26 protein-coding genes are annotated in these 20863 nt (G+C 65.8%); 14 read left to right on the plus strand and 12 right to left on the minus strand.

Features of this window, described 5'->3' with window-relative positions; genetic code table 11:
- From E7773_RS07700 to E7773_RS07715, 4 genes are all read left to right on the plus strand, one after another.
- The coding region (locus E7773_RS07700; protein WP_293990020.1) for a hypothetical protein at positions 1-248 on the plus strand (248 nt) is incomplete at its 5' end.
- A gap of 82 nt (positions 249-330) precedes the next feature.
- Positions 331-1596 (plus strand): ATP-binding protein, encoded by a 1266-nt coding sequence (locus E7773_RS07705; protein WP_293990021.1) that lies wholly within the window; start codon positions 331-333, stop codon positions 1594-1596.
- The gene (locus tag E7773_RS07710) at positions 1596-2246 is read left to right on the plus strand and encodes a hypothetical protein (protein ID WP_293990022.1); all 651 of its coding nucleotides are present in this window, start codon (positions 1596-1598) and stop codon (positions 2244-2246) included. The genes E7773_RS07705 and E7773_RS07710 overlap by 1 nt, the downstream gene beginning before the upstream one ends.
- Positions 2247-2428: 182 nt before the next feature.
- Complete coding sequence (locus E7773_RS07715) at positions 2429-2686, plus strand: hypothetical protein (protein ID WP_293990023.1); 258 nt, start codon at positions 2429-2431, stop codon at positions 2684-2686.
- A 26-nt stretch (positions 2687-2712) separates the two neighbouring features.
- On the opposite strand, the gene E7773_RS07720 is transcribed toward E7773_RS07715, so the two are convergent.
- Positions 2713-3111 (minus strand): H-type lectin domain-containing protein, encoded by a 399-nt coding sequence (locus E7773_RS07720; RefSeq protein WP_293990024.1) that lies wholly within the window; start codon positions 3109-3111, stop codon positions 2713-2715.
- A gap of 442 nt (positions 3112-3553) precedes the next feature.
- Here E7773_RS07720 and E7773_RS07725 point away from each other — a divergent pair, with 442 nt between their 5' ends.
- Together E7773_RS07725 and E7773_RS07730 are read left to right on the plus strand one after the other, a co-directional pair.
- Entirely contained in the window at positions 3554-3913 is a 360-nt protein-coding gene (locus E7773_RS07725) for a hypothetical protein (RefSeq protein WP_293990025.1), read from the plus strand.
- Between the two features lie 158 nt (positions 3914-4071).
- The gene (locus E7773_RS07730) at positions 4072-4482 is read left to right on the plus strand and encodes a glycine zipper 2TM domain-containing protein (RefSeq protein ID WP_293990026.1); all 411 of its coding nucleotides are present in this window, start codon (positions 4072-4074) and stop codon (positions 4480-4482) included.
- A gap of 41 nt (positions 4483-4523) precedes the next feature.
- On the opposite strand, the gene E7773_RS07735 is transcribed toward E7773_RS07730, so the two are convergent.
- Together E7773_RS07735 and E7773_RS07740 are read right to left on the minus strand one after the other, a co-directional pair.
- Positions 4524-4718: a hypothetical protein gene (locus E7773_RS07735; RefSeq protein ID WP_293990027.1), complete on the minus strand. Its 195-nt coding sequence runs from the start codon at positions 4716-4718 to the stop codon at positions 4524-4526.
- Positions 4719-4771: 53 nt separating this feature from the next.
- A complete protein-coding gene (locus E7773_RS07740; RefSeq protein ID WP_293990028.1) occupies positions 4772-5851 on the minus strand; it encodes an alkene reductase in 1080 nt (359 codons plus the stop codon).
- A gap of 58 nt (positions 5852-5909) precedes the next feature.
- Here E7773_RS07740 and E7773_RS07745 point away from each other — a divergent pair, with 58 nt between their 5' ends.
- Genes E7773_RS07745 through E7773_RS07770 form a run of 6 tightly spaced genes read left to right on the plus strand, consistent with a single transcriptional unit; the run spans position 5910 to position 11774 of the window.
- On the plus strand, positions 5910-6836 hold the full coding sequence (locus tag E7773_RS07745; RefSeq protein ID WP_293990029.1) for a DMT family transporter: 927 nt from the start codon (positions 5910-5912) through the stop codon (positions 6834-6836).
- Positions 6837-6843: 7 nt separating this feature from the next.
- Positions 6844-7500 carry a COQ9 family protein gene (locus E7773_RS07750; protein ID WP_293990030.1) on the plus strand — a complete coding sequence of 219 codons (657 nt, stop codon included), beginning with the start codon at positions 6844-6846 and terminating at the stop codon, positions 7498-7500.
- 42 nt (positions 7501-7542) lie between these two features.
- Complete coding sequence (locus E7773_RS07755; RefSeq protein WP_293990031.1) at positions 7543-7803, plus strand: FeoA family protein; 261 nt, start codon at positions 7543-7545, stop codon at positions 7801-7803.
- A 1-nt stretch (position 7804) separates the two neighbouring features.
- Complete coding sequence (locus tag E7773_RS07760) at positions 7805-9667, plus strand: ferrous iron transporter B (protein ID WP_293990032.1); 1863 nt, start codon at positions 7805-7807, stop codon at positions 9665-9667.
- Positions 9668-9682: 15 nt separating this feature from the next.
- Entirely contained in the window at positions 9683-10195 is a 513-nt protein-coding gene (ssb, locus tag E7773_RS07765) for a single-stranded DNA-binding protein (protein WP_293990033.1), read from the plus strand.
- Positions 10196-10235: 40 nt separating this feature from the next.
- Positions 10236-11774, plus strand: a complete 1539-nt coding sequence (locus E7773_RS07770; RefSeq protein ID WP_293990034.1) for a PAS domain-containing protein — start codon at positions 10236-10238, stop codon at positions 11772-11774.
- On the opposite strand, the gene E7773_RS07775 is transcribed toward E7773_RS07770, so the two are convergent.
- From E7773_RS07775 to E7773_RS07790, 4 genes are all read right to left on the minus strand, one after another.
- Complete coding sequence (locus E7773_RS07775) at positions 11761-12165, minus strand: response regulator (RefSeq protein WP_293990035.1); 405 nt, start codon at positions 12163-12165, stop codon at positions 11761-11763. The genes E7773_RS07770 and E7773_RS07775 overlap by 14 nt on opposite strands.
- Positions 12166-12280: 115 nt before the next feature.
- Complete coding sequence (metW, locus tag E7773_RS07780) at positions 12281-12865, minus strand: methionine biosynthesis protein MetW (RefSeq protein WP_293990036.1); 585 nt, start codon at positions 12863-12865, stop codon at positions 12281-12283.
- Entirely contained in the window at positions 12862-13965 is a 1104-nt protein-coding gene (locus tag E7773_RS07785; RefSeq protein WP_293990037.1) for a homoserine O-acetyltransferase, read from the minus strand. The genes metW and E7773_RS07785 overlap by 4 nt, the downstream gene beginning before the upstream one ends.
- A 158-nt stretch (positions 13966-14123) precedes the next feature.
- On the minus strand, positions 14124-15695 hold the full coding sequence (locus E7773_RS07790; protein WP_293990038.1) for an NAD(P)/FAD-dependent oxidoreductase: 1572 nt from the start codon (positions 15693-15695) through the stop codon (positions 14124-14126).
- 64 nt (positions 15696-15759) lie between these two features.
- On the opposite strand from E7773_RS07790, the gene hisC reads away from it, so the two are divergent.
- Positions 15760-16860 (plus strand): histidinol-phosphate transaminase, encoded by a 1101-nt coding sequence (hisC, locus tag E7773_RS07795; RefSeq protein WP_293990039.1) that lies wholly within the window; start codon positions 15760-15762, stop codon positions 16858-16860.
- On the plus strand, positions 16860-17768 hold the full coding sequence (locus E7773_RS07800; RefSeq protein ID WP_293990040.1) for a prephenate/arogenate dehydrogenase family protein: 909 nt from the start codon (positions 16860-16862) through the stop codon (positions 17766-17768). The genes hisC and E7773_RS07800 overlap by 1 nt, the downstream gene beginning before the upstream one ends.
- Positions 17769-17774: 6 nt before the next feature.
- Here E7773_RS07800 and E7773_RS07805 read toward each other — a convergent pair whose 3' ends face one another.
- The 5 genes from E7773_RS07805 to ftsE are packed head-to-tail and all read right to left on the minus strand — an operon-like array spanning position 17775 to position 20806.
- Positions 17775-17978, minus strand: coding sequence for a hypothetical protein (locus E7773_RS07805; protein ID WP_293990041.1), 204 nt, complete (start codon positions 17976-17978; stop codon positions 17775-17777).
- On the minus strand, positions 17975-18673 hold the full coding sequence (locus E7773_RS07810) for a lysophospholipid acyltransferase family protein (RefSeq protein ID WP_293990042.1): 699 nt from the start codon (positions 18671-18673) through the stop codon (positions 17975-17977). Before E7773_RS07810 ends, E7773_RS07805 begins: the two co-directional genes overlap by 4 nt.
- Entirely contained in the window at positions 18670-19206 is a 537-nt protein-coding gene (locus E7773_RS07815; RefSeq protein ID WP_293990054.1) for a YdcF family protein, read from the minus strand. Before E7773_RS07815 ends, E7773_RS07810 begins: the two co-directional genes overlap by 4 nt.
- Positions 19206-20099, minus strand: a complete 894-nt coding sequence (locus tag E7773_RS07820) for an FtsX-like permease family protein (RefSeq protein ID WP_293990043.1) — start codon at positions 20097-20099, stop codon at positions 19206-19208. Before E7773_RS07820 ends, E7773_RS07815 begins: the two co-directional genes overlap by 1 nt.
- Positions 20096-20806, minus strand: coding sequence for a cell division ATP-binding protein FtsE (gene ftsE / locus E7773_RS07825; protein WP_293990044.1), 711 nt, complete (start codon positions 20804-20806; stop codon positions 20096-20098). Before ftsE ends, E7773_RS07820 begins: the two co-directional genes overlap by 4 nt.
- Positions 20807-20863 lie beyond the last annotated feature (57 nt).

Here is a 20863-nt window from a genome sequence, read left to right on the forward strand (position 1 = left end):
CGCAGGGCGGACAGTCCGGGGGACTGTTCGATCGAGCACACGCGAAGCGCGACGTGATCAAGACCGCCGACTGGGTGATCGACCTGGGGCCGGAGGGCGGCGTCAAGGGCGGGGAGATCGTCGCGACCGGTACGCCGGAGGATGTCGCGAAGGTGAGCGGGAGCTTTACCGGGCGGTATCTGGCGCCGTTGTTGGGGGTGAAGGGAGAGAAGGCGCCAGCAAGTCGAGAGACGGTGGCGGCGGGATAGCTTCTACCTTATGGTCATTTGAGCGACTCAGCCGCCGAAAAAGCCACGACCCGAATGCGACAAGTCCAAAAAAGGATCTTAAATGCTTCGTAAATTACGCGTGAGTCGATTCAAGTCCATCTATGAAGATGAGCTTGAGTTTGGCAGCGTGAACATTTTTATCGGTCCTAATGGCGCTGGAAAATCAAATATACTTGAGGCCCTAGGGGTCGTCTCAGCGATATTCTCTCGAGGCCTAGATCCAAACGAATTAGATATAAAAGGCATCCGCCTTTCTCTGCCTCATATTTTTAAGTCCGCATTCAAAGGGCATGATCTTCCAAAAACGTTTCGGTTAGAAGCGACGTTCGACAACGGGCGCTATGATTGCAGTATTCGGGCTAGCACGACGAGCGCTTATTTGGAATTTTTTACCGAAGCTTTATACGATGGTAACTCGTTAGTTTATGGACGAAGTATGCATGGGATAAAGGTGCATTCCGGTGGCATAACATCTAATATAGTTGATCGTCTTGAAATTGAAGATAATCGAAGCGTTTGGAGTGTAGTTGGTCCTTTAATTGAAATTTCAGCAGAATTTAGAGAAGAATTAGAAGAGTTCTCTAGATATGCGATCTACGCTCCTCAAACTGCTATTATGCGTGGTTTAGCAGTTGATAACAGGGTTATAGAGCCGCTTGGCTTAACTGGCTCGGGCCTTGCCGTGGCAATCGAAGAGGCGATGCATTCGGCTGACAAGGTCGCATTTCGTGACATGATCAGCGTGATTTGGGAGCCGGGTTGGGCAAATCAAATACAAGTAAACGAGTTTCGTACAGATGTTGTGCCTTCACATGTGAGCGCTGGGGGGCGCCTGCTCTATATCCGTGACAGGTACATGCGCGGGGGGCGAAATTATCTTAGCGCCTTCGACGCAAGTGAAGGCACGTTGTATCTTGTTTTTGTTGCTGCGCTTCTCGCACATCCACTTACGCCGAGCATATTTGCTCTAGATAACGTGGACGGAACGCTGAACCCTAAGCTAGTTCGATCCTTGACGTCGCACATCGTCAAAGTTTGCACTAGCTCTTCAAAATCTCTTCGCCATAGGCAAGTGTTTATGACGTCGCATCATCCCTCTGCACTCGACAGTTTTGATATTTTCGATGATAATCAGCGAATATTCATCGCAAGTCGCGTGCTCGAAGAGACAAGCGCCCCTTCTGGCCTATCGAGAGCAATCGGATCGACCCATTTTCGTCGATTCACGCCGCCAAAAGATACTAACCGTGATGAATGGAAGGCTAAACACTCCGGCAAGAATCTGTCAGAATTGCTGCTGGATAACCGCATTCGAGACGCTTTGTAATGACTGTAGTCGGTTTGGTCGTAGAGGGGACCTTAGATTTTCCCATAATAGGTGCCTTTCTTGAAGCAGAGCTTCCTGAAACATTTGCTAGGCCTATTCGGCTGAAACATCTTCAGCCTGTTCCTGATGCGGCTTCGGGTGGCTATTCTGGCGGCGGGTGGGGTCGCGTGGTAGGTTGGTGCAAGGCACATCACGCTGACGGTATTGAGACTTATTTTAATCCGATCGAAGAAGAGGATGTCGTTTGCGACCTGATTGTGGTCCAAATTGACGGCGATGCCATGACGCCATGTTCAGATCATGCAAGCTTTGAAGCTCCATCGGAAACATGTTCGATTGAAGAGCGAATTGAAAGCTTAGAAAAAATGGTATTGGAATGGCTTGCACCAACGCCAGCAAGAGTTTCCCAAATTCGATTTGCATTCCCGACGATGCATTCGGAGGCTTGGCTCTTAGCTGGTCTAAAGCCTAACGAAGCACCATGGGAAAACGAGGCGGATGCGAAAACTCCCTTTCGAGCCCTAAAACCCGCACAGCCGAAAATGAATATGGCAAGCTGGTACAAGATCAAATCCGAGGAGGTTGGGCCACTCGGAGATATCATTGCTCCACAAAGTAGGAGCTTTTCGAGCTTTCGCGACAACCTCTAGTAGATGAAGTTCGTCACGGCAAAATGTGCCGTAAACACCTGCTGAAAGTCGTATTAGGCAGCTGCGGCTCGCAATGCGGCCATAAACTTCCGCTCACAGTCTCAACGCCGCGCTTTCCTACAGACCTCCCGATGGCATATATGGTCCGTCCTCTTGTCACCCCAGACGATCGAAGGACGCCGATGCCGCGCTCACCCACCACGCCCCACCCCCTCGCCCGCGCCGCCGTCGCGCTCGATCCCGGGCGCGTCGTCCGGCCGCGCACCATCGCCGATCCCGACCAGCCCGACGCCGTGCGCGCATGGGAGGCGTTGCTCGACGCGGGGTTGATCGGGCCGGCGACGCGCCCGCCGGTCGCACCCGAGGTGATCGCCAGCCGCGATGCCGCCGACGCGCTGTTCCGCCGCATCGCCGCCGACCGCCGCCGCGCCGGCGGGTGAGCGGCGCGCGGCGGATGCGATCGACCTTAGTGGTTGGCGGGAGAGTGCGAGCCTTCCTTCTCCGGCGGCGGCGATTTCATCCCGTCGCCGCTCAGATGGATGTCGGCTTGCACGGTGCTCAGGCGCGATTCGTACGCGAACCACGCCGCGGAAATTTGCCAGATGTGGGTGTCCGACCATGTATTCAGCACGAGATTGAAGCCCAGTTTCGTGACAGCTTCGGCGGACAAGGTGTAGCGAGTATTGGTACCGTGATCGCAATCGAGCGAATGACAACTGACGACGACATTGGGCAGCTTGTCGAACGGCGCGGTGAAGACGATCGGGATGTGATAAACGCGATCGCCGTTTGCATTCCACATCGAGGCGAACTCGGGCTTTGCTTGCCAGTGAAACGATTGATAGCCGTTCAATAACAGTGCCATTATCTCCCTCCTCCGCTGATTCGGCAAGGTTTGCACTCGATTCATCAGGAGTCCATCGAATTCATGCGCCTCACGCGTAGTCTTTCATATAAAGTGCGTTGTCGGCAGACTCCTCGGCCAGAGAACTTAAGCTGGCACCGTAAGGTTTCATTTGTCAGTCTATTGCAGGCTTCGTCTACCAGAAGGGAGAGACAGGACGGCAATCGCCGGCCAGGCCCGGGATGGGCGGTGCCGATAACGTCAAATTCTTGTCAACTTAGACGGGCTGCCCCCTCTCATGGCTAGTGCGAACATTGGGAACATTCGCTCGATCGACCGCGGCTTTCGCGTCATGTAACCGGCGTCAAACCCCGTGAAGTTCGTGAAGTTTGGCGCGGATCGCGCGAAACCTTCGTCACCTTCCGCCGTTGAAGCCGCGACCTGCATTCATGGGAGAGCGATCATGGCCAACAGCAGACAGACTCGCGACAAGAACGGCCGGTTCAAGGCCGACCACACCAGCCGCAACCGCGCGATCGGGATCGCCTCGATCGTCGGGCTCGGCGCCGCCGCGGTGGGCGCGGCGCTGCGCTTCGGACTGCTCGACCGCTTCTTCCCGGCGATCGAGGGGCACGACGCGCCCGACCTGGCGCTCGACCAGCCGCACCCCGGCCCCGGCGACCGCGCGCCCGAAGCCTTCCGCCCCGATCCGACCGCGGTGCCGACCGACGCGGAGCGCGAGAGCCTGCGCGTGCCGGACGGGGTCGATAAGGGGTTCATGGCGGATGATACGCGGGCCGAGCCTCTCGCTACCGTATCCTGATGCCGCCGCGGCAAAGCCGCGTCGGACGGCGCTTTGGCGCCGCCGGCCGGTCCGCCATTGCGCGATTTTAGCGCGCGCTAAAATCTTTCGGGGGCGGAATGAACCATTCCACCCCCTCGCGCATTGAGCGGGCGCGGGGCACAACAGGAGAGAAGTAGATGCGTACCCTGACCCTCGGCCTTTTGGCCGCCGCGACCGCGTTGACCGGTTGCGAGACGATGTACGACGACGGACCCGGCACCAGCTATCGCACGTACCGCAACTACGACTGGAACCGTCCCGATCCGCAATATTCGGGCTATTACGCCGATCATTATTATGTCGACAATCCGCGCTATCGCGAGCGCCGGCTGGGCATGAACGACCGCATCTATGTCGGACAGGACGGGCGCTATTACTGCCGCCGGTCGGACGGCACGACCGGGCTGATCGTCGGCGGCATCGCGGGCGGTGCGCTGGGCGCGGCGCTGACCTCCGGCCGGTCGGAACCGCTCGGCATCCTGCTCGGCGCGGCGGCGGGTGCCGCGGTGGGCACGTCGATCGACCGCGATAACGTCACGTGTAGGTAACGGTGGTGCGGCGCGGGGTTCCTGCCCCGCGCCGCCACCGATCACGCGTTCCTGGTGAACGACGACTTGCGCCCGCCGTCGTCCTCGGGCGGCGGCTGGTCGCGATCGAGCGTGTCGGACGGGCGCCTGGCGTCGCCCTCCTCCTGATGCTCGGTCGAGATGTTCGCGCTGTCGGGCGTCTCGCCCGAATGGTCGGGCGCGTCGGGATCGGGATTGTGCATCGCGGGGCGGGTCATGATCGGCTCTCCTTCGCCGCCATCAACCGCCCCGCCGTCCACGTGTTCCCCGCTCACTCGGCGGCGTGCGCGACCTCCAGCGCGGGATAGTCGGTGTAGCCCTCCGGCCCCGGCGTGTACCACGTCCGGAAATCGTCGGGCGCGAGCGCGGCGCCCGTGCGGAAGCGCTCGGCCAGATCGGGGTTGGAGATATATTTCCGCCCCCAGCTGATCCCGTCGGCCAGCCCGCTTGCGACGTCGGCTTCGGCCGCTTCCAATGTGTACTCCTGGTTGAGGATCAGCGGGCGCGTGAACACCTTGCGGATCTTTGGGCTGAGCTTGGGCACGTCGGTCGTCCCGAACGTGCCCGTCGGGGACAGCTCGCGCAGTTCGAGGAAGGCGATGCCGAGGTCGTTGAGCACCTGCGCCGCGGGGACGAACACGGCTTCGGGATTGCTGTCGTCGGCACCTTGCGTCTCGCCGTTGGGCGACAGGCGGATCGCAGTGCGGCCCGCGCCGACTTCGGCGATCACCGCCTCCACCGCTTCGCGCATGAAGCGGATGCGGTTCTCGGGCGACCCGCCGTATTCGTCGTCGCGGAAGTTGGTCCCGTCGCGCAGGAACTGGTCGATCAGATACCCGTTCGCGCCGTGCAATTGCACCCCGTCGAACCCAGCGGCGATCGCGTTCCTCGCGGCGGTCGCATATTCGTCCTGCGCCTGGCGGATGTCGTCGATGCTCGCGGCGCGCGCCTCGGCATAGGGGTTTTCGGGCTTGTGATACGGCGCGCGCGTCGCCGACGAGGACAGCGGCTGGAGCCCGGTCACGTCGGGCCGCGCGAGCCGCCCCATGTGCCAGATTTGGGCCACGATCCTGCCGCCCGCTTCGTGCACCGCTTCGGTCACCGGCTTCCACGCCTCGACCTGCTCCGCCGTCCACAGCCCGGGTGCTGCGGGCCAGCCGAGCCCGAGCCGGCTGACCCCCGTCCCCTCGGTGATGATCACCCCCGCGCCGGCGCGCTGGCGATAATAATCGATCATGATCTCGGTCGGCACATGCTCGGGGGTCGAGCGGCCGCGCGTCAGCGGCGCCATCAGGATGCGGTTCTTGGCGGCAATATCGCCGAGCTGGATCGGATCGAACAGAGTGGGCATTGGACCTCCCGATAGGACTTCTTGGCAGACGCGGCGGAGATAGGTGGTAAGGGGCCGCATGCACCAGAGCGACGCCCCAAGAAAAGCTGTCAGCGCGACAAGCCCGTTTGCCTTTGCGGCGCTGCTGGTCGCGAACGTGGCGCTGGCGTTCGGGCCGCTGTTCGTGCGGCTGGCCGATGTCGGGCCGGTCGCGGCAGGGTTCTGGCGGATCGCGCTCGCGGTGCCGTTGCTGGTGGGAGCCGCGTTCGCCGGCGGGTGGCGCCCCAGCGGCGTGGCGCGCGGGGTGTGGGTCGCGGTCGCGATCGGCGGACTGTGCTTCGCCGCCGACCTCGCGAGTTGGCATATCGGCATCCTCAAGACGAGCCTCGCCAACGCGACTTTGTTCGGCAATTCGGCGACCCTGTTCTTCCCGGTCTACGGCTTCGTGATCGCGCGCGCTTGGCCGTCGCGGATGCAGGGGTTCGCGCTGCTGCTCGCGCTGGTCGGCGCCGCACTGCTGATGGGGCGGTCGTTTCAGATCGCGCCCGAGCATCTCGCGGGCGACCTGCTCTGCCTGCTCGCGGGGATCCTCTACACCTTCTATTTCGCGGCGATGGCGAAGGCACGCGACACGATGGCGCCGGTGCCGGCGCTCGCGGTATCGACCTTGGCGAGCGCACTCCCCCTGCTGCTGTTCGCGCTGTTCCTGCGCGAGCAGGTCATACCGCATCACTGGACCCCGCTGATCGCGCTGGCGCTGATCAGCCAGGTGCTGGGGCAAGGGCTGATGATCTACGCGCTCGGGCAGCTTTCCCCGCTGGTCGTCGGAATCGGCCTCCTCATCCAGCCGGTGGTCGCCGCCGCGGTGGGCTGGATCGGCTATGGCGAGAAGCTCGACGGGGTCGATTTCGTCGGCGCGGCGCTGGTCGCGGCGGCGCTGGTGCTGGTCCGCTCGGCACGCGACCGCCCGGCGGAGCTTGCCCCCGAAGGCGTGGCGGAGGCATAAGGCCGCCATGACGCTCCCCGCCGACCCGACGATCCCCGAAATCCGCGACGCGCTCGCGCCGCTCGTCGCCGACAACGCCGCGTTCGACGGGTGGAAGGCGGCGGCGCGCGACCTGGCCGCCGATACGCTCGGCGTCGATCGCGACATCGCCTTGCTCGCGTTGCCCGATGCGGCGGCGATGATCGACGCGTGGTTCGCCTCGATCGACCGCGGCATGGCCGAGGCGCTGCCGCCCGAACGGCTCGGCACCATGAAGGTTCGCGACAAGATCACCGCGCTGGTCGAGGCCCGCCTCGACCTGCTCGCCCCGCACCGCGAGACGCTGCGCCGCGCGCTCGCGATCCTCGCGATGCCGCAGAACGTCGCGCATAGTGCGAAGCTCGGCTGGCGCGCCGCCGATGCGATGTGGCGCGCGGCAGGCGACACCGCGACCGATTACAACCACTACACCAAGCGCGCGATGCTCGGCGCGGTCTATGCCGCGACGATCACGGTGTTCCTGGACGATGAAAGCGAGGGGCAAGCCGATACGCGCGCGTTCCTGTCGCGGCGGATCGCGGAGATCATGGCGTTCGAGAAGGCGAAGGGTCAGTTCCTCGCGCGCACCAGCCACCGCCCCAGCCTGTCGCGGTTCATCGGAAGACTGCGCTACCCCGCCGTCTAATTCGTTATTGATAATCAATCGCAGCTAGCCTAGCTTTCGGGCATGGCGACTCCGCTCAGCCTCGAACAGCTGCCGCAGCGCACCCACGCGACCGTGGCCGATATCGCATGGGACCGGCTCGCCGCGCCCGAAGCGCGCCGCTTGCGCGAACTCGGATTCGACGAGGGGGTGGGTGTGGAAGTGCTCCACCGCGCGCGGCTCGGTGGCGGACCGATCGCGTGCCGGATCGGACGCATGACCGTCGCGCTGCGGCGGCGTGTCGCGGCCGCGGTCCACGTCGCCGTCGTCCAGCCCGCCGAATAGGATGCACCCCGCGCCGCTGGTTGCGCTGGTCGGCAATCCCAATGCCGGCAAGAGCGCGCTGTTCAACGCGCTGACCGGCGCGCGGCAGAAGGTCGGCAACTATCCCGGGGTCACGGTCGAGCGCCACGCGGGGCGAATGACGCTCAACGACGGGCGCCCGGTCGAATTGCTCGACCTGCCGGGCACCTACAGCCTCGAGCCATCGAGTCCCGACGAGCGCGTGACTCGCGACGTGGTGACCGGCGCGCAGGCGGGCGAGCGATTGCCCGACGCGATCGTCGTGGTGGTCGACGCGTCGAACCTCGACAACCATCTGCGCTTTACGCTCCAGCTGATCGCGCTCGGACTGCCGCTGGTGGTCGCGCTCAACATGATCGATCTGGCCGAACGCGACGGTCTGACGCTGGACCCGGCGGCGCTCGAACGCGAGCTCGGCGTGCCGGTGATCCCCACCGTCGCGGTCAGGAAGCGCGGGATCGATGCGCTGAAGGACGCGCTCGACGTGCTCGTCACCCCCGGCGCGGTGGCGTTGCGGCGGAGCGACGCGACGCTCCACGCCGACATCGCGACCTTGCAACGCCGCGCGCGCCAGATCGCAGTGGCGGCGACGGTATCGGAGACGCCGGTGCGGCGCTGGACGCACATGTTCGACGCGGTTGCGCTGCACCCGATCGCCGGGTTCGCGCTACTGCTCGTCATCCTGTTCGCGATGTTCCAGGCGGTGTTCTTCGCGGGTGCGGCCCCCGCCGACTGGATCGCCGACCGGTTCGCCGGTCTCGGCCATCTGGTGGATCAGGTCATGCCCGAATCGGTTCTGCGCTCGCTCATCACCGACGGGATCATCGCCGGCGTCGGCGCGGTGGTGAAGTTCCTGCCGCAGATCCTGATCCTGTTCTTCTTCATCCTGTTGCTCGAGGCGACCGGCTATATGGTCCGCGCGGCGTTCCTGATGGACCGCATCATGGCGAGCGTCGGGCTGTCGGGCCGCGCGTTCATCCCGCTCCTGTCGAGCTTCGCCTGCGCGGTTCCCGGGATCATGGCGACGCGCACGATCGACGACGAGAAGGATCGGCTGACGACGATCCTGATCGCGCCGTTGATGACCTGCTCGGCGCGGCTGCCCGTGTACACGCTGATCATCGGTGCGCTGATCCCCGATACGCGGATCGGCAGGGTGGTCGGATTGCAAGGCGTAGTGATGTTCGGGCTGTACGTGATGGGCGTGGTCGGAGCGTTCTTCGCCGCGCTGATCCTGCGTCGGACGGTAACCAAAGGCGCGTCGTCGGGCTTCATGATGGAAATGCCCAAATACCAGATGCCCAACTGGCGCGACGTCGCGATTGGCCTCTGGACCCGGTGTGAGATTTTCCTGAAACGCGCGGGGACGATCATCGCGACGACGACCGTCGTGCTGTGGGCGTTGCTCGCCTTTCCGCAGGTGCCCAAGGACAGCCCCATTTCGCAGGTCAATTATTCGGTCGCCGGGCGGATCGCCAACGGGATCGAGCCGGCGTTCCGCCCGATCGGATTCAACCGCGACATCGTGCTCGCGCTGATCCCGGCGATGGCGGCGCGCGAGGTGGCGGTCGCGGCGATCGCGACGACCTATGCGATCGACGCGCCCGAGGGCGACGCCGGCGACCGCGCGATGAAGGCCAAATTGCGTACCAACTGGAGTCTCGCGACCGCGCTCGCCTTCTTGATGTGGTTCGTGTTCGCGCCGCAGTGCATCTCGACCATCGCGGTGACGCGACGCGAGACTAATGGGTGGCGCTGGCCTGCATTCATGGTTGGATACCTGTTCGCCCTCGCCTACATCATGGCCGGAATCACATACTGGCTGGCGACCCTCGCCGGTCTCTAGGCAGAGGCAGAACAAATGGCGGGCAGCGTCAACAAGGTCATTCTCGTCGGCAATCTGGGGCGCGACCCCGAAAGCCGCAGCTTCCAGAACGGCGGCAAGGTCGTCAACCTGCGCATCGCGACGTCGGAAAGCTGGAAGGACCGCAACACCGGCGAGCGTAAGGAAAAGACCGAGTGGCATTCGGTCGCGATCTTCAACGAAGGCCTGGCGAACGTCGCCGAGCGCTATCTGCGCAAGGGATCGAAGGTCTATATCGAGGGCGCGCTGCAGACGCGCAAATGGACCGACCAGCAGGGTCAGGACAAATATTCGACCGAGATCGTGCTCCAGGGGTTCAATTCGGTCCTGACGATGCTCGACGGCGCGCCCGGCCAGGGCGGCGGTGGCGGATCGGTCGGCAGCGGTCGTGACGATTGGGGCGGCTCCGGCGGTGGCAACGACTTCGGCGGCGGATCAGGCGGTGGCAAGGGCTTCGGCGGCAGTGGCGGCGGGTTCGCCGACGACCTCGACGACGACGTGCCGTTCTGAGCGAGCGGGCACCAACCGGCGTCACGGCCGTTAGTCGGCCATGAACACCCCACCTACCCACACCGCGTCGGGCTGGAAGGTCGACGAAGCCGCGCGCACTGCCCTCTTGGCGTCGTACGAGCTCGAAACACTGCGCGACAGCGCCGCGCTGAAGAAGATCACCGATTTCGCGGGGGCGCTGTGCGGGTGCCCGGTCGCCTTGGTCAGCCTGGTCGAGGAAACGCGCCAGACGTTCATCGCGCGGACCGGCATCGACCTGACCGAGACGCCGCGCGAAGTGTCGTTCTGCGCGCATGCGATGCTGGGCGACGCGATCATGGTGGTGCCCGACGCGACCGCCGACCCGCGCTTCGCGGGCAACGTGCTGGTGACGGGCGAAACCAACATCCGCTTCTACGCCGGCGCGCCGCTGGTCACCGAGGATGGCGTGCCGTTGGGATCGCTGTGCGTGATCGACACCGTGCCGCATCCCGACGGCCTGAGCGATCTTCAGCGCCAGGGTCTCGAAACGCTGGCCGACAATGTCATGGCGCGGCTGCGCGACAATCGCGACACCGCCGCCTGGCGCAGCGCCGAAGGCGACGCGCGACGTGCCTTGCTCGACAGCGAGGGCCGCTTCCGCACGCTCGCCGACACGATGCCGCAAATGGTGTGGTCGACGCTGCCCGACGGCTATCACGATTATTACAATGCGCGCTGGTACGAATTCACCGGCGTCCCCGACGGATCGACCGACGGCGAGGCGTGGAACGGCATGTTCCATCCCGACGACCAGGAGCGCGCGTGGGGGCGCTGGCGGCAGTCGCTGACCAGCGGCGAGCCGTATGAGATCGAATACCGCCTGCGGCACCACGACGGGACCTATCGCTGGGTGCTCGGCCGCGCACTGCCGATCCGCGACGGCGAGGGCAGGATTGTCCGCTGGTTCGGCACGTGCACCGATATCCACGAGCAGAAGCTGGCGCTCGAAGAGCGCGAGGTGATCAGCCAGGAGCTGAGCCACCGCATCAAGAACATCTTCTCGGTGGTGTCGGGGCTGGTCGCCTTCTCGGCGCGCGCGCACCCCGAATTCAGCGGGATCGCCGCCGATCTGCGCGAGCGCATCACCGCGCTCGGCCGCGCGCACGATTTCGTCCGTCCGCACAGCCCGGCCTCGCGCCCGGCGAGCCAGCCGACCAGCCTCGGCGGGCTGCTCGGCGAGTTGTTTGCGCCGTACCAACTCGCCGAGCACGACCGGATCACGGTGAGCGGCGAGGATGTGGCGATCGACGACCGCTCGGCCACCCCGCTCGCGTTGCTGTTCCACGAACTCGCGACCAACGCGACCAAATATGGCGCGCTGTCGTACCCCGATGGTGCTGTCACAGTGACGATGCACCGCGCGGACGACGGCGTGACGCTCGGCTGGCGCGAAGCGGGCGGGCCGGCGGTGTCGGCGCCCGAGACAGGCGGGTTCGGCACGCAGTTGATGGAGATGAGCGCGGTGCGCCAGCTCGGCGGCATAGTGACGCGCGACTGGAAGCCCGAGGGCCTCGACCTGACCGTACGCGTGCCGCTCGCGGCGTTCAGGCGTCGCTGACGCCGCGGTTCAACAGGACGAGATCGTCGTTGGCGGCTTCGGGGTGCGCCTCGCCCACCGCGAGCGCCGCGGCGGCCAGGATCGCGCGCTCGCTGAACGGCTTACGCACGTAACCGAGCGCGTCGCACGGCAGGCCGATCTGCCCCGGATTGGCGGTGACGAACACGACCTTCACGCCGTGCTCGCGCGCCAGCGTTTTCGCGATATCGGGCCCGGTTGGGCCGTCACGCAGGTTGATGTCGACGAACGCAAATTCGGCCTTGGCGCCGGCGTCGAGCGCGGTTTTGCGATCGGCCGCGATCGCCGTTACCTGATATCCCGCATCGGTCAGGATACGTTCCAGATCGAGAGCGACAAAGATTTCGTCTTCGACGATGAGCGCGGTGGGCAAGACGAGGCGATCCAAATCAGTGTGGCATCCGAACACCGCAAAGCCCGATTCGGTTCCAATCGGTCGGTCAACGTAATAAAATCGGGCGTAACCACTGTGGCTTTGCCGCCACGCATCACCGCCGCAGCAGAAACACCGCATGCTCGGCGAGCAGGTTCGCCAACGTGGCGCTGGTGCGCTGATCCCCCGAAAGGAACCACGCGCCTTCCACCGTAATGCCGCGCTCTTTGAGCAGGCTCCGGAAATCGTCGATCGTGACGTGATGGATGTTGGGCGTCGCGTACCATGCCACAGGGAGCAACCGCGTGACCGGCATCCGTCCGCCCCACAACAACGACGCACGCACGCGCCAGTGTGCGAAGTTCGGGAAAGATACGAACGCCTTGCGCCCGATCCGCAGGAGATGGTCGAGCACGACATCGGGCGCGCGCGTGGTCTGCAACGTCTGGCTGAGGATCGCGTAATCGAAGCTGCCGTCGGGATAGCCCACGAGGTCGACATCGGCGTCGCCCTGCACCACCGACAGCCCCTTGGCGACAGCGCTCGCGACATCGCCCGGATCGAGCTCGAGCCCACGCGCGTCGCAACCGTGATCGCGCAACGCCGCCATCAGCGCTCCGTCGCCGCATCCGATGTCGAGCACGCGCGATCCGCTCGCGACGTTGGCGGCGATCACCGCGAGATCGGGACGCAGGCTCATGCCGCGCTCAGAAACCCGTCGACGACGCGGTTCAACTCGGGCGAGTCGAGCAGGAAGGCGTCGTGACCATAGGGACTGTTCAGTTCGACGAAGCTGACCGCCGCGCCCGCTGCGTTGAGCGCGTGGACGATGATCCGCGACTCCGCGGTCGGGTAGAGCCAGTCGGTGTCGAAGCTGACGAGCGCGAACCGCGTCTTCGTGCCCTTGAACGCATTGGCGAGCAGCCCGCCATGCTCCTCGGCCAGATCGAAATAATCCATCGCGCGAGTGATATAGAGATAGCTGTTGGCATCGAACCGGTCGGTGAAGCTCAACCCCTGGTGCCGGAGGTAGCTTTCGACTTGGAAATCGGCGTCGAACCCGAAGCTCTTCGCCTCGCGCGCCTGCAACCGCCGCCCGAATTTCTCGGTCAGCCCCGCTTCCGAGAGATAGGTAATGTGCGCCGCCATCCGCGCCACCGCGAGCCCCGCCGCGGGCGCGTCGCCGGTGCCGTAATAGTCGCCGCCCGCCCATTTCGGATCGGCCATGATCGCCTGCCGCCCGACCTCATGAAACGCGATGTTCTGCGCGGTATGGCGCGCAGTCGAGGCGATCACCACTGCTTTGGTCACGCGCTCCGGGAAGGAGGCGGCCCAGCTCAGCGCCTGCATTCCGCCCATCGACCCGCCGACCACGGTGACGTGTTCGATCCCGAGATGGTCGAGCAGCATCGCCTGTGCGCGCGCCATGTCGCGGATCGTGATGACCGGGAACGCCATCGCATGGGGCTGCCCGGTCGCGGGGTTCACCGTCGCCGGCCCCGACGATCCCATGCAACTGCCCAGCGCGTTGGCGCACACGATGAAGTGCCGCGCCGGATCGATCGGCTTGCCCGCCCCGACCATCCGCTCCCACCAGCCGGGCTTGCCGGTTACCGGATGGTCGCTCGCGACATGCTGGTCGCCGGTCAGCGCGTGGCAGATCAGGATCGCTGGGCTCGCCGGGTCGCCATAGGTCTCATACGCGATATCCACCGGCGACAGCAGTACGCCGCCATCGAGGCGGAGCGGCCCGGGCAGGCTGACATGGCGCGACAGGCCGAAACGCTGATCGTCGGTCATGGGCACGCGGTTAGAGGAAATTCGGCGAGCATCAATCCTCCCCGTTTACGGGGAGGTGGCAGCGCGTAGCGCTGACGAAGGAGGTGGGCCGCACGCATCTCGTTCGCCGAGAGCCCCCTCCGGCGCTTCGCGCCACCTCCCCGTAAACGGGGAGGATTTCACCCAATCCTGCGCGCCGGCGCGCGCGCGGCGATCACCGCTTGCGCGGCGAGGCGGCCGGTCTGCGCGCCGCCGTTCATGTAGCCGGGGTAGGCGTCGGACAAATGCTCGCCCGCGAAATGGACCGGTCCGGCGGACAGCGGCTGCGACGCGATGCCGTCGGTTTCGGTCCAGATCAGGTCGGCGAATTTGGTTAGCTGGCCCGGGCGGAAATTGACGTACGCGCCCTTGCTGAACGGATCGAGGTGCCAGTTGGTGCGGCGCACCGTGGTTCCGGTGGCGGCGGTCATTCCCTTGACACCCCCCTCGGCAAGCTTGGCAAATTTGAGCGCCAGCGTGCGCGGATCGGCGGCATCAGCGGCGAGTACTTCACTGCCGCCGGTAAACCACGTCCACACGCTGCCCGCGCCCGCCGAGGGCCGCACGCCGCCGTCCCAGCCGAGCGACGATCCCGCACCGTGGTCGGTCTGCCAGAGCTCGCCGCCGCGGCCGATCGGTTTTTCCCAGGGGCGGCCGGTGGTCACCGCCTGCACCTTGCCGTTGCGGCCCAGCCCGACCTCGGCGTTGAACTGACGCCACAGCGACGGCAGCGGTACCCCGAATGCGATCCGGCTGATGATCGAGATCGGCACGGTGACGATCACCGCCGACGCCGCCACCGTCTCGCCGTTCGAGAACGTGACGCGAGCGCCACTTCCCAAAGGATCGATCCGCGTCGCCCGGCGATACGTCGTGATGCGGTTCGCCAGCCGCGCCGCCATCGCCTCGACCAGCGACGAGCTACCGCCCGCCATCAGATAGCGTTCGTCGCTGCGGCTGAGCACGTCGATCCGTCGCCCGTCAATCGTCGGCAGGTTGAACACCAGTTCAACCGCCGAGGCCTGCGCGGGTTCGCAGCCATATTCGGTGCGCGCGGTCGCCTCCATCAGCCGGCGCACCCACGGGTCGGGCATCAACCTGGAGTATTTGTCGAGGTATCCGGTGAAGGAGAGCTGGTCGAGCTCGGCCGAGACCTTCGCGTAATTCTGGTCGAGCCGGACCGAATCGCTGTCGATCTGCCCGGCAATCCCGCGCAGCCCTGCGACCAGCCGCGCCTCGGGCACTTCCTTGGCGCCGTCGAGCACCATCGTGCGGTGCGGCCCGCCCTTGCGGTCGATCAGCGCGATGCCGAATTCGCGGCACAGGCCATGCATGTCGGCATGGTCGGTGTTGACCAATTGCCCCCCGATTTCGAACGACGGCTGGCCCTTGGCGCGCGCGGTATACATCCGCCCGCCGAGCCGCGTGCGCGCTTCGTAGAGCCGTGCCTCGACCCCCGCTTGGGTCAGGTGCCACAGCGCCGCCAACCCGGCGATCCCGCCGCCGATGATGACGACCGGCCCGCCGCCGCCTGACAGGGCACGCGCCGGACGCGGAAGCGCTGCGATCGCCGCAGTCGCCGCCAGCGCGAGCAACACCTGACGCCGCGTCTGGCCGTCACCGCCCGGCACCGGCATCGCCTCGCCCGCGTCGCGCAAATTCTCCCGCCGCGCCGCCTCGAGCGCTTGCCAGAATAATGTCGGTCCCCGCATCGTCCCTCCACGGCCCACGCCCATAGCTTGCCAAGCGAAGCGCCGCCAGCGCATAGGCGCGGCCATGTCAGGACCAGCACCAAAACCGTGGATCATGGCGATCGCGCCCTATGTCCCGGGCCGCTCGACCACCGACGACGGCCGCAAGGTCGCCAAGCTCTCGTCGAACGAGAACCCGCTCGGCACCAGCCAGAAGGCGCGCGACGCGTTCCTGACTGCCGCGACCAACCTCGAACGCTATCCCGACGCAAGCGGCAGCGAGTTGCGCGAGGTGCTGGCGGCGAAGCACGGCCTCGACCCGGCACGGATCATCTACGGCAACGGATCGGACGAGGTGCTCCACCTCGCGGCCGGCGCGTTCGCCGGGCCGGGCGACGAAGTGATCTTCGTTCATTACGGCTTCGCGGTGTACGAAATAGCCGCGCGGCGCGTCGGTGCAACGCCGGTGGTGGCGCCCGATGACGATTATGCGACCGACGTCGACGCGATCCTGGCGTGCGTCACCGATCGCACAAAGATCATCTATATAGCCAACCCCAACAACCCGACCGGCACCTATGCCAGCCGCGAGGAAATCGCGCGGCTCCACGCCGGGTTGCGCTCCGACATCCTGCTCGTGCTCGACCACGCCTATGCCGAATATATCGAAGGCGATGCGGAGGATGGCGGGATGGCGCTCGCGGCCAACGCGCCCAACGTGCTGGTCACGCGCACTTTTTCGAAGATGTACGGTTTGGCCGCCGAGCGGATCGGCTGGGGTTATGCCTCGGCACCCATCATCGCCGCGATGCACCGCATCCGCTTGCCCTTCTCGATCACCATCGCGGGCACGGCGGCGGCGGTCGCGGCGTTGGGCGACGAGGAGTTCGTCGCGCATACCCGCGCGCACAACGCCGAATGGCGCGCGTGGTTTTCGGACGAGATCGCCAAGCTGGGCAATGCGGGCTTACGCGCCGTCCCGAGCCAAGCCAATTTCGTGCTCGTGTTGTTCGAGGGCACTTTGACCGCCGAGGCGGCGTATAAGGGGTTGATGGACGCGGGCTATATCGTCCGCTGGCTGCCCGGGCAGGGCCTGCCGCACGGCCTTCGCATTACGGTCGGCACCGAGCCGGAATGCCGCGGCGTGATCGCGGCGTTGCGCGCGATGGTCGAGACGACCGGCTGATGCTGCCCTTCGCGCGCGTGTCGATCATCGGGCTGGGCCTGATCGGCTCGTCGATCGCACGCGCGGTAAAGGATCACATGCCGAGCGTCCGCGTCACAGGGCACGACACCGACGCAGCGGTCCGCGAAACAGCGCGCGCGCTCGGATTCTGCGACGACATCGCGGACAGCCCGGGCGCGGCAGTGACCGACGCCGATCTCGTCATACTCTGCGTGCCCGTCGGCGCGATGGGCGCGGCGGCGGAATCGATCGCCGCCGATCTGCCAGCCGACGCGATCGTCAGCGATGTCGGATCGTCCAAGGGCAGCGTCCTCGCGGCGTTACGCGCCGCGCTGCCGAACAACGCGATCGTTCCCGCGCACCCGGTCGCCGGCACCGAGCGCAGCGGGCCCGAGGCCGGCTTCGCCAGCCTCTTCCACGGCCGCTGGTGCATCCTCACCCCGCCTCAGGACGCCGACCCCGCGGCGGTCGAACGCCTCGCCGAATTCTGGCGCCGGTTGGGCGCCGAGGTCGAGACGATGGACGCCGACCATCACGACCGCGTGCTCGCGATCACCAGTCACTTACCGCATTTGATCGCCTACACGATCGTCGGCACCGCGAGCGACATGGAGGAAGTCACCCAGTCCGAGGTGATCAAATATTCCGCGGGCGGCTTCCGCGATTTCACCCGCATCGCCGCCAGCGACCCGACGATGTGGCGCGACGTCTTCCTGTCGAACAAGGACGCGGTGCTCGACATGCTGCAGCGCTTTTCGGAGGATCTGACCGCGCTCCAGCGCGCGATCCGCTGGGGCAAGGGCGACGAACTGTTCGACCTGTTCACCCGCACCCGCGCCGTCCGCCGCTCGATCATCGAACAGGGCCAGGACGACGCGGCGCCCGATTTCGGGCGGACGCACGAATAGGCCGGTTCAGTCCTCGAGTTCGACGCGAACGCAAGACTGGAAAATGACATCCTCGGACCCGATGCGATGCCAGATTTCGACGACCCGGTAGTATTTGAAATAGCCCTCACGGTCGATCGATAGATATTCGCCGACGCGCGGCAATTGCGGAAACTCCCCGACGAACATCGGTTCCAATGCTTCCTTATCGTCGAAAATTTCGACCTTCATGACTGGCAGCTTTCGATATCGAGTACGTTGATCGCGGCGTGCACCCGCGCCTCGATCTCGGCGCGCGGTAATCCTGGTGGGATCGGATCGCCGAAACGGAAGGTCGCCACGCCCGCGCGTTTCAACCCATTCTTCGGCCACAGCTGCCCGACATCGGTGGCGATCGGCACGACCGGCAGATCGAGCATCTTGTAGAGCCCGGCGAATCCCGACTTGAGCGGCGGATGGTCGCCCGGCTTCACCCGCGTGCCCTCCGGAAACAGGATCACCGAGCGGCCGCTGTCGCGCGCGATCTTGGCCTCGCGCATCAAGGCGCGCAGCGCGCTCGCCGAGGCGGAACGGTCGACCAGGATGATGCCATAGACCTGCGTCGCCCAGCCCCAGATCGGGATACGCGCGAACTCGCGGCGCATGATGACCACCGGTGATCCCATTTCGACGATCAGGTCGAGCGTTTCGAACATCGACTGATGCTTGGCGGCGAAGAACACCTGGCCTTCGGGCCGCGGCCCCTCGTATCGCGCGCGCACCCCGAGCAGCCAGCGTGCGCACCAGCGGTGAAACCGCGCCCAGCCGGTCGCATAGCTGATCAGCGCGCGCCGCCCGAACAGCGCCGAGAACGGCACCAGCAGCACGATCGGCACCGACAACCCGTAAAACACCAGTGCGAACGCGACGTTGCGGATCAGCGTCACACCCCGATCCCGATCCACAAGGCGATGCGGCGCAGCAGCAGCTTGTTATATTCGACGATCAGCAGCCCGAGCGGCGCTTCGCTCGGCACGCCGTCGGACACGATCGCGACGTCGCTGTCGAGCGCCGCCCTGAGTTCCATGCTCGCGCGCGCCATGTGCCAGTCCGACGTCACCAGCCGCACCGATTTATATCCGTGCGCCTTGACCCACTGCGCCGTCTCCATCGCGTTGGACCGCGTGTCGACGGCTTCGTGCCCCAGGTCGACGCAGCACGCGAACAGTCCGACCGGCACGCGGTTGGTCGCGGCCAGTTCGGCCGGCCGCACCCCCGGCGCGACGCCGGTGATCAGCAAGCGCTTGGCCTGATGCGCGGTGATCAGGTCGAGCCCGCGGTCGATCCGGCCCGGTCCGCCGGTCGGCACGACGATCGCGTCGGTGGTCCGCCCCTCGAGCGGGCGCGGCAGGGTCACCATGAACGCGACGAAGCCGAGCACATAGGCGAGCGCGAGGACCGCAATCAGGCGGCGCAGGATCAATGCACCCTCCTCAGCCGCCGCAGCACCGCGACGCGCGCCGCTAGCGTCGCGACGAGCGCGAATACGATCGGCAAGCCTGCGAGCAGCAGCCAGTCGCGCTGGAGCAATACCGACCCGCCGACCAGCTCCGACCCCAGCCCCGTCATCTGATGCAGGATCGCCCAGATCGCGACCATCGCCGCCACCGCGCCGACCGCGCCGCCGATCACCGTGTCGAGCGCGATCCGCCGCTGAAACAGCCGCGCGACCTGGACGTCGGTCGACCCGAGCATGTGCAGGATCGCGATCGTGTCGCGGTGCGTCTCGAGCCCCGCGCGCGCCGCCAGCAGCACGACGGCGGTGGTCGCCGCGATCATCAGCAGCACCAGCGCCGCCGCGCCCGCGATCATCGTGCGCATGAAGCTCGCCACCGGCGACAGCCAGCGCGATTGCGAATCGACCCGCGCGCTGGGCGCGGCGGCGCGCACCCCGGCGGCGACGCGCGCAGCGGATTCCTCGCCCGGCACGCTCATGTCGACGTCGATCAGCGTCGGGATCGGCACGTCGGCGTCGCTCGACGCTTCGCCCAGCCAGGGTTTCAGCAGCGCGTCGAGCCGCGCGCGATCGACCGGGGAAGCGCGCTTGACCGCGGGCATGCCGGCCAGCGCCGTCATCACCGCCGCCGTGTCGCGCGCGCGTTGCGACGGATCGGCGGTCACGACCTGCACCGTCAGCCGCCCTGCCAATTGCCGGTCGAGCGTCCCCGCCGCGTTGACCATGCCGAGCCCGAGTGCTGCGGCAAGCACCGTCAGGAACAGCATGATCGCCATGATCCACATCATCGCGCGCGTGGCCCCGCGCTCGTCGAGCAGGCGGCGGTCGGCTGCGCCGGCGATGACTCGCCCGCTCATTGGACGGGCCGCGCCGGCGGATTGCGCAGCGCGCCGGTCGGGTCCATCAGCCGCCCGGCCTCGAGCCGCATCATGTGCGCATTCTGGATTCGGCTGAGCAGGTGGAAGTCGTGCGTCGCCACCACCACCGTCGTGCCGAGCCGGTTCAATGATTCGAACAGATGCAGCAGCCTTGCCGCCATGTCGGGGTCGACGTTGCCGGTCGGTTCGTCGGCGACGAGGATTTCGGGCCGGCCGATCACCGCGCGCGCGATCGCGACGCGTTGTTGCTCGCCGCCCGACAGCGTCGGCGGGGTGGCATGGCCGCGCTCCGCCAGCCCGACCCAGTCGAGCATCTCGTGCACCGGCGCCTCGACATCGCTTTCGGGCACCCCCGACAGCCGCAAGGGGAGTGCGATATTGTCGAACGCCGACAAATGCGGAACCAGCCGGAAATCCTGGAACACCACGCCTATCCGCCGCCGGAACCCGGGCAGCCGCGCGTGCGGCAGCGCGCCGGCATCCTCCCCGAACAACCGGATCGTGCCACTGGTCGGGCGCTGCGCGAGATAGAGCAGCTTGAGCAGCGAGGTCTTGCCCGCGCCGCTCGCCCCGGTGAGGAAATAGAAGCCGCCCGACGCCAGCGTGAAATGCACGTCCGACAGCGTTTCGCCGTCGCTATTGGGATAGCGCAGCCCCACATCCTCGAACTGCACGATATTCGCCATCCCGGCGTATGCTACCCGCTTACCAACTGCCCCGCCACCCGCCTTCGCACGATACCG

The sequence above is a fragment of the Sphingomonas sp. genome, assembly GCF_004799495.1.
GTDB lineage: Bacteria > Pseudomonadota > Alphaproteobacteria > Sphingomonadales > Sphingomonadaceae > Sphingomonas.

Coding starts and splice junctions, on each gene's coding strand:
- E7773_RS07710 (WP_293990022.1), top strand. CDS start 1,596: ATGACTGTAGTCGGTTTGGTCGTAGAGGGGACCTTAGATTTTCCCATA.
- E7773_RS07715 (WP_293990023.1), top strand. CDS start 2,429: ATGCCGCGCTCACCCACCACGCCCCACCCCCTCGCCCGCGCCGCCGTC.
- ssb (WP_293990033.1), top strand. CDS start 9,683: ATGGCGGGCAGCGTCAACAAGGTCATTCTCGTCGGCAATCTGGGGCGC.
- E7773_RS07805 (WP_293990041.1), bottom strand. CDS start 17,978: ATGAAGGTCGAAATTTTCGACGATAAGGAAGCATTGGAACCGATGTTC.
- E7773_RS07705 (WP_293990021.1), top strand. CDS start 331: ATGCTTCGTAAATTACGCGTGAGTCGATTCAAGTCCATCTATGAAGAT.
- E7773_RS07725 (WP_293990025.1), top strand. CDS start 3,554: ATGGCCAACAGCAGACAGACTCGCGACAAGAACGGCCGGTTCAAGGCC.
- E7773_RS07730 (WP_293990026.1), top strand. CDS start 4,072: ATGCGTACCCTGACCCTCGGCCTTTTGGCCGCCGCGACCGCGTTGACC.
- E7773_RS07735 (WP_293990027.1), bottom strand. CDS start 4,718: ATGACCCGCCCCGCGATGCACAATCCCGATCCCGACGCGCCCGACCAT.
- E7773_RS07800 (WP_293990040.1), top strand. CDS start 16,860: ATGCTGCCCTTCGCGCGCGTGTCGATCATCGGGCTGGGCCTGATCGGC.
- E7773_RS07760 (WP_293990032.1), top strand. CDS start 7,805: ATGCACCCCGCGCCGCTGGTTGCGCTGGTCGGCAATCCCAATGCCGGC.
- E7773_RS07740 (WP_293990028.1), bottom strand. CDS start 5,851: ATGCCCACTCTGTTCGATCCGATCCAGCTCGGCGATATTGCCGCCAAG.
- ftsE (WP_293990044.1), bottom strand. CDS start 20,806: ATGGCGAATATCGTGCAGTTCGAGGATGTGGGGCTGCGCTATCCCAAT.
- E7773_RS07785 (WP_293990037.1), bottom strand. CDS start 13,965: ATGACCGACGATCAGCGTTTCGGCCTGTCGCGCCATGTCAGCCTGCCC.
- E7773_RS07745 (WP_293990029.1), top strand. CDS start 5,910: ATGCACCAGAGCGACGCCCCAAGAAAAGCTGTCAGCGCGACAAGCCCG.
- E7773_RS07755 (WP_293990031.1), top strand. CDS start 7,543: ATGGCGACTCCGCTCAGCCTCGAACAGCTGCCGCAGCGCACCCACGCG.
- metW (WP_293990036.1), bottom strand. CDS start 12,865: ATGAGCCTGCGTCCCGATCTCGCGGTGATCGCCGCCAACGTCGCGAGC.
- E7773_RS07770 (WP_293990034.1), top strand. CDS start 10,236: ATGAACACCCCACCTACCCACACCGCGTCGGGCTGGAAGGTCGACGAA.
- E7773_RS07820 (WP_293990043.1), bottom strand. CDS start 20,099: ATGAGCGGGCGAGTCATCGCCGGCGCAGCCGACCGCCGCCTGCTCGAC.
- hisC (WP_293990039.1), top strand. CDS start 15,760: ATGTCAGGACCAGCACCAAAACCGTGGATCATGGCGATCGCGCCCTAT.
- E7773_RS07790 (WP_293990038.1), bottom strand. CDS start 15,695: ATGCGGGGACCGACATTATTCTGGCAAGCGCTCGAGGCGGCGCGGCGG.
- E7773_RS07750 (WP_293990030.1), top strand. CDS start 6,844: ATGACGCTCCCCGCCGACCCGACGATCCCCGAAATCCGCGACGCGCTC.
- E7773_RS07720 (WP_293990024.1), bottom strand. CDS start 3,111: ATGGCACTGTTATTGAACGGCTATCAATCGTTTCACTGGCAAGCAAAG.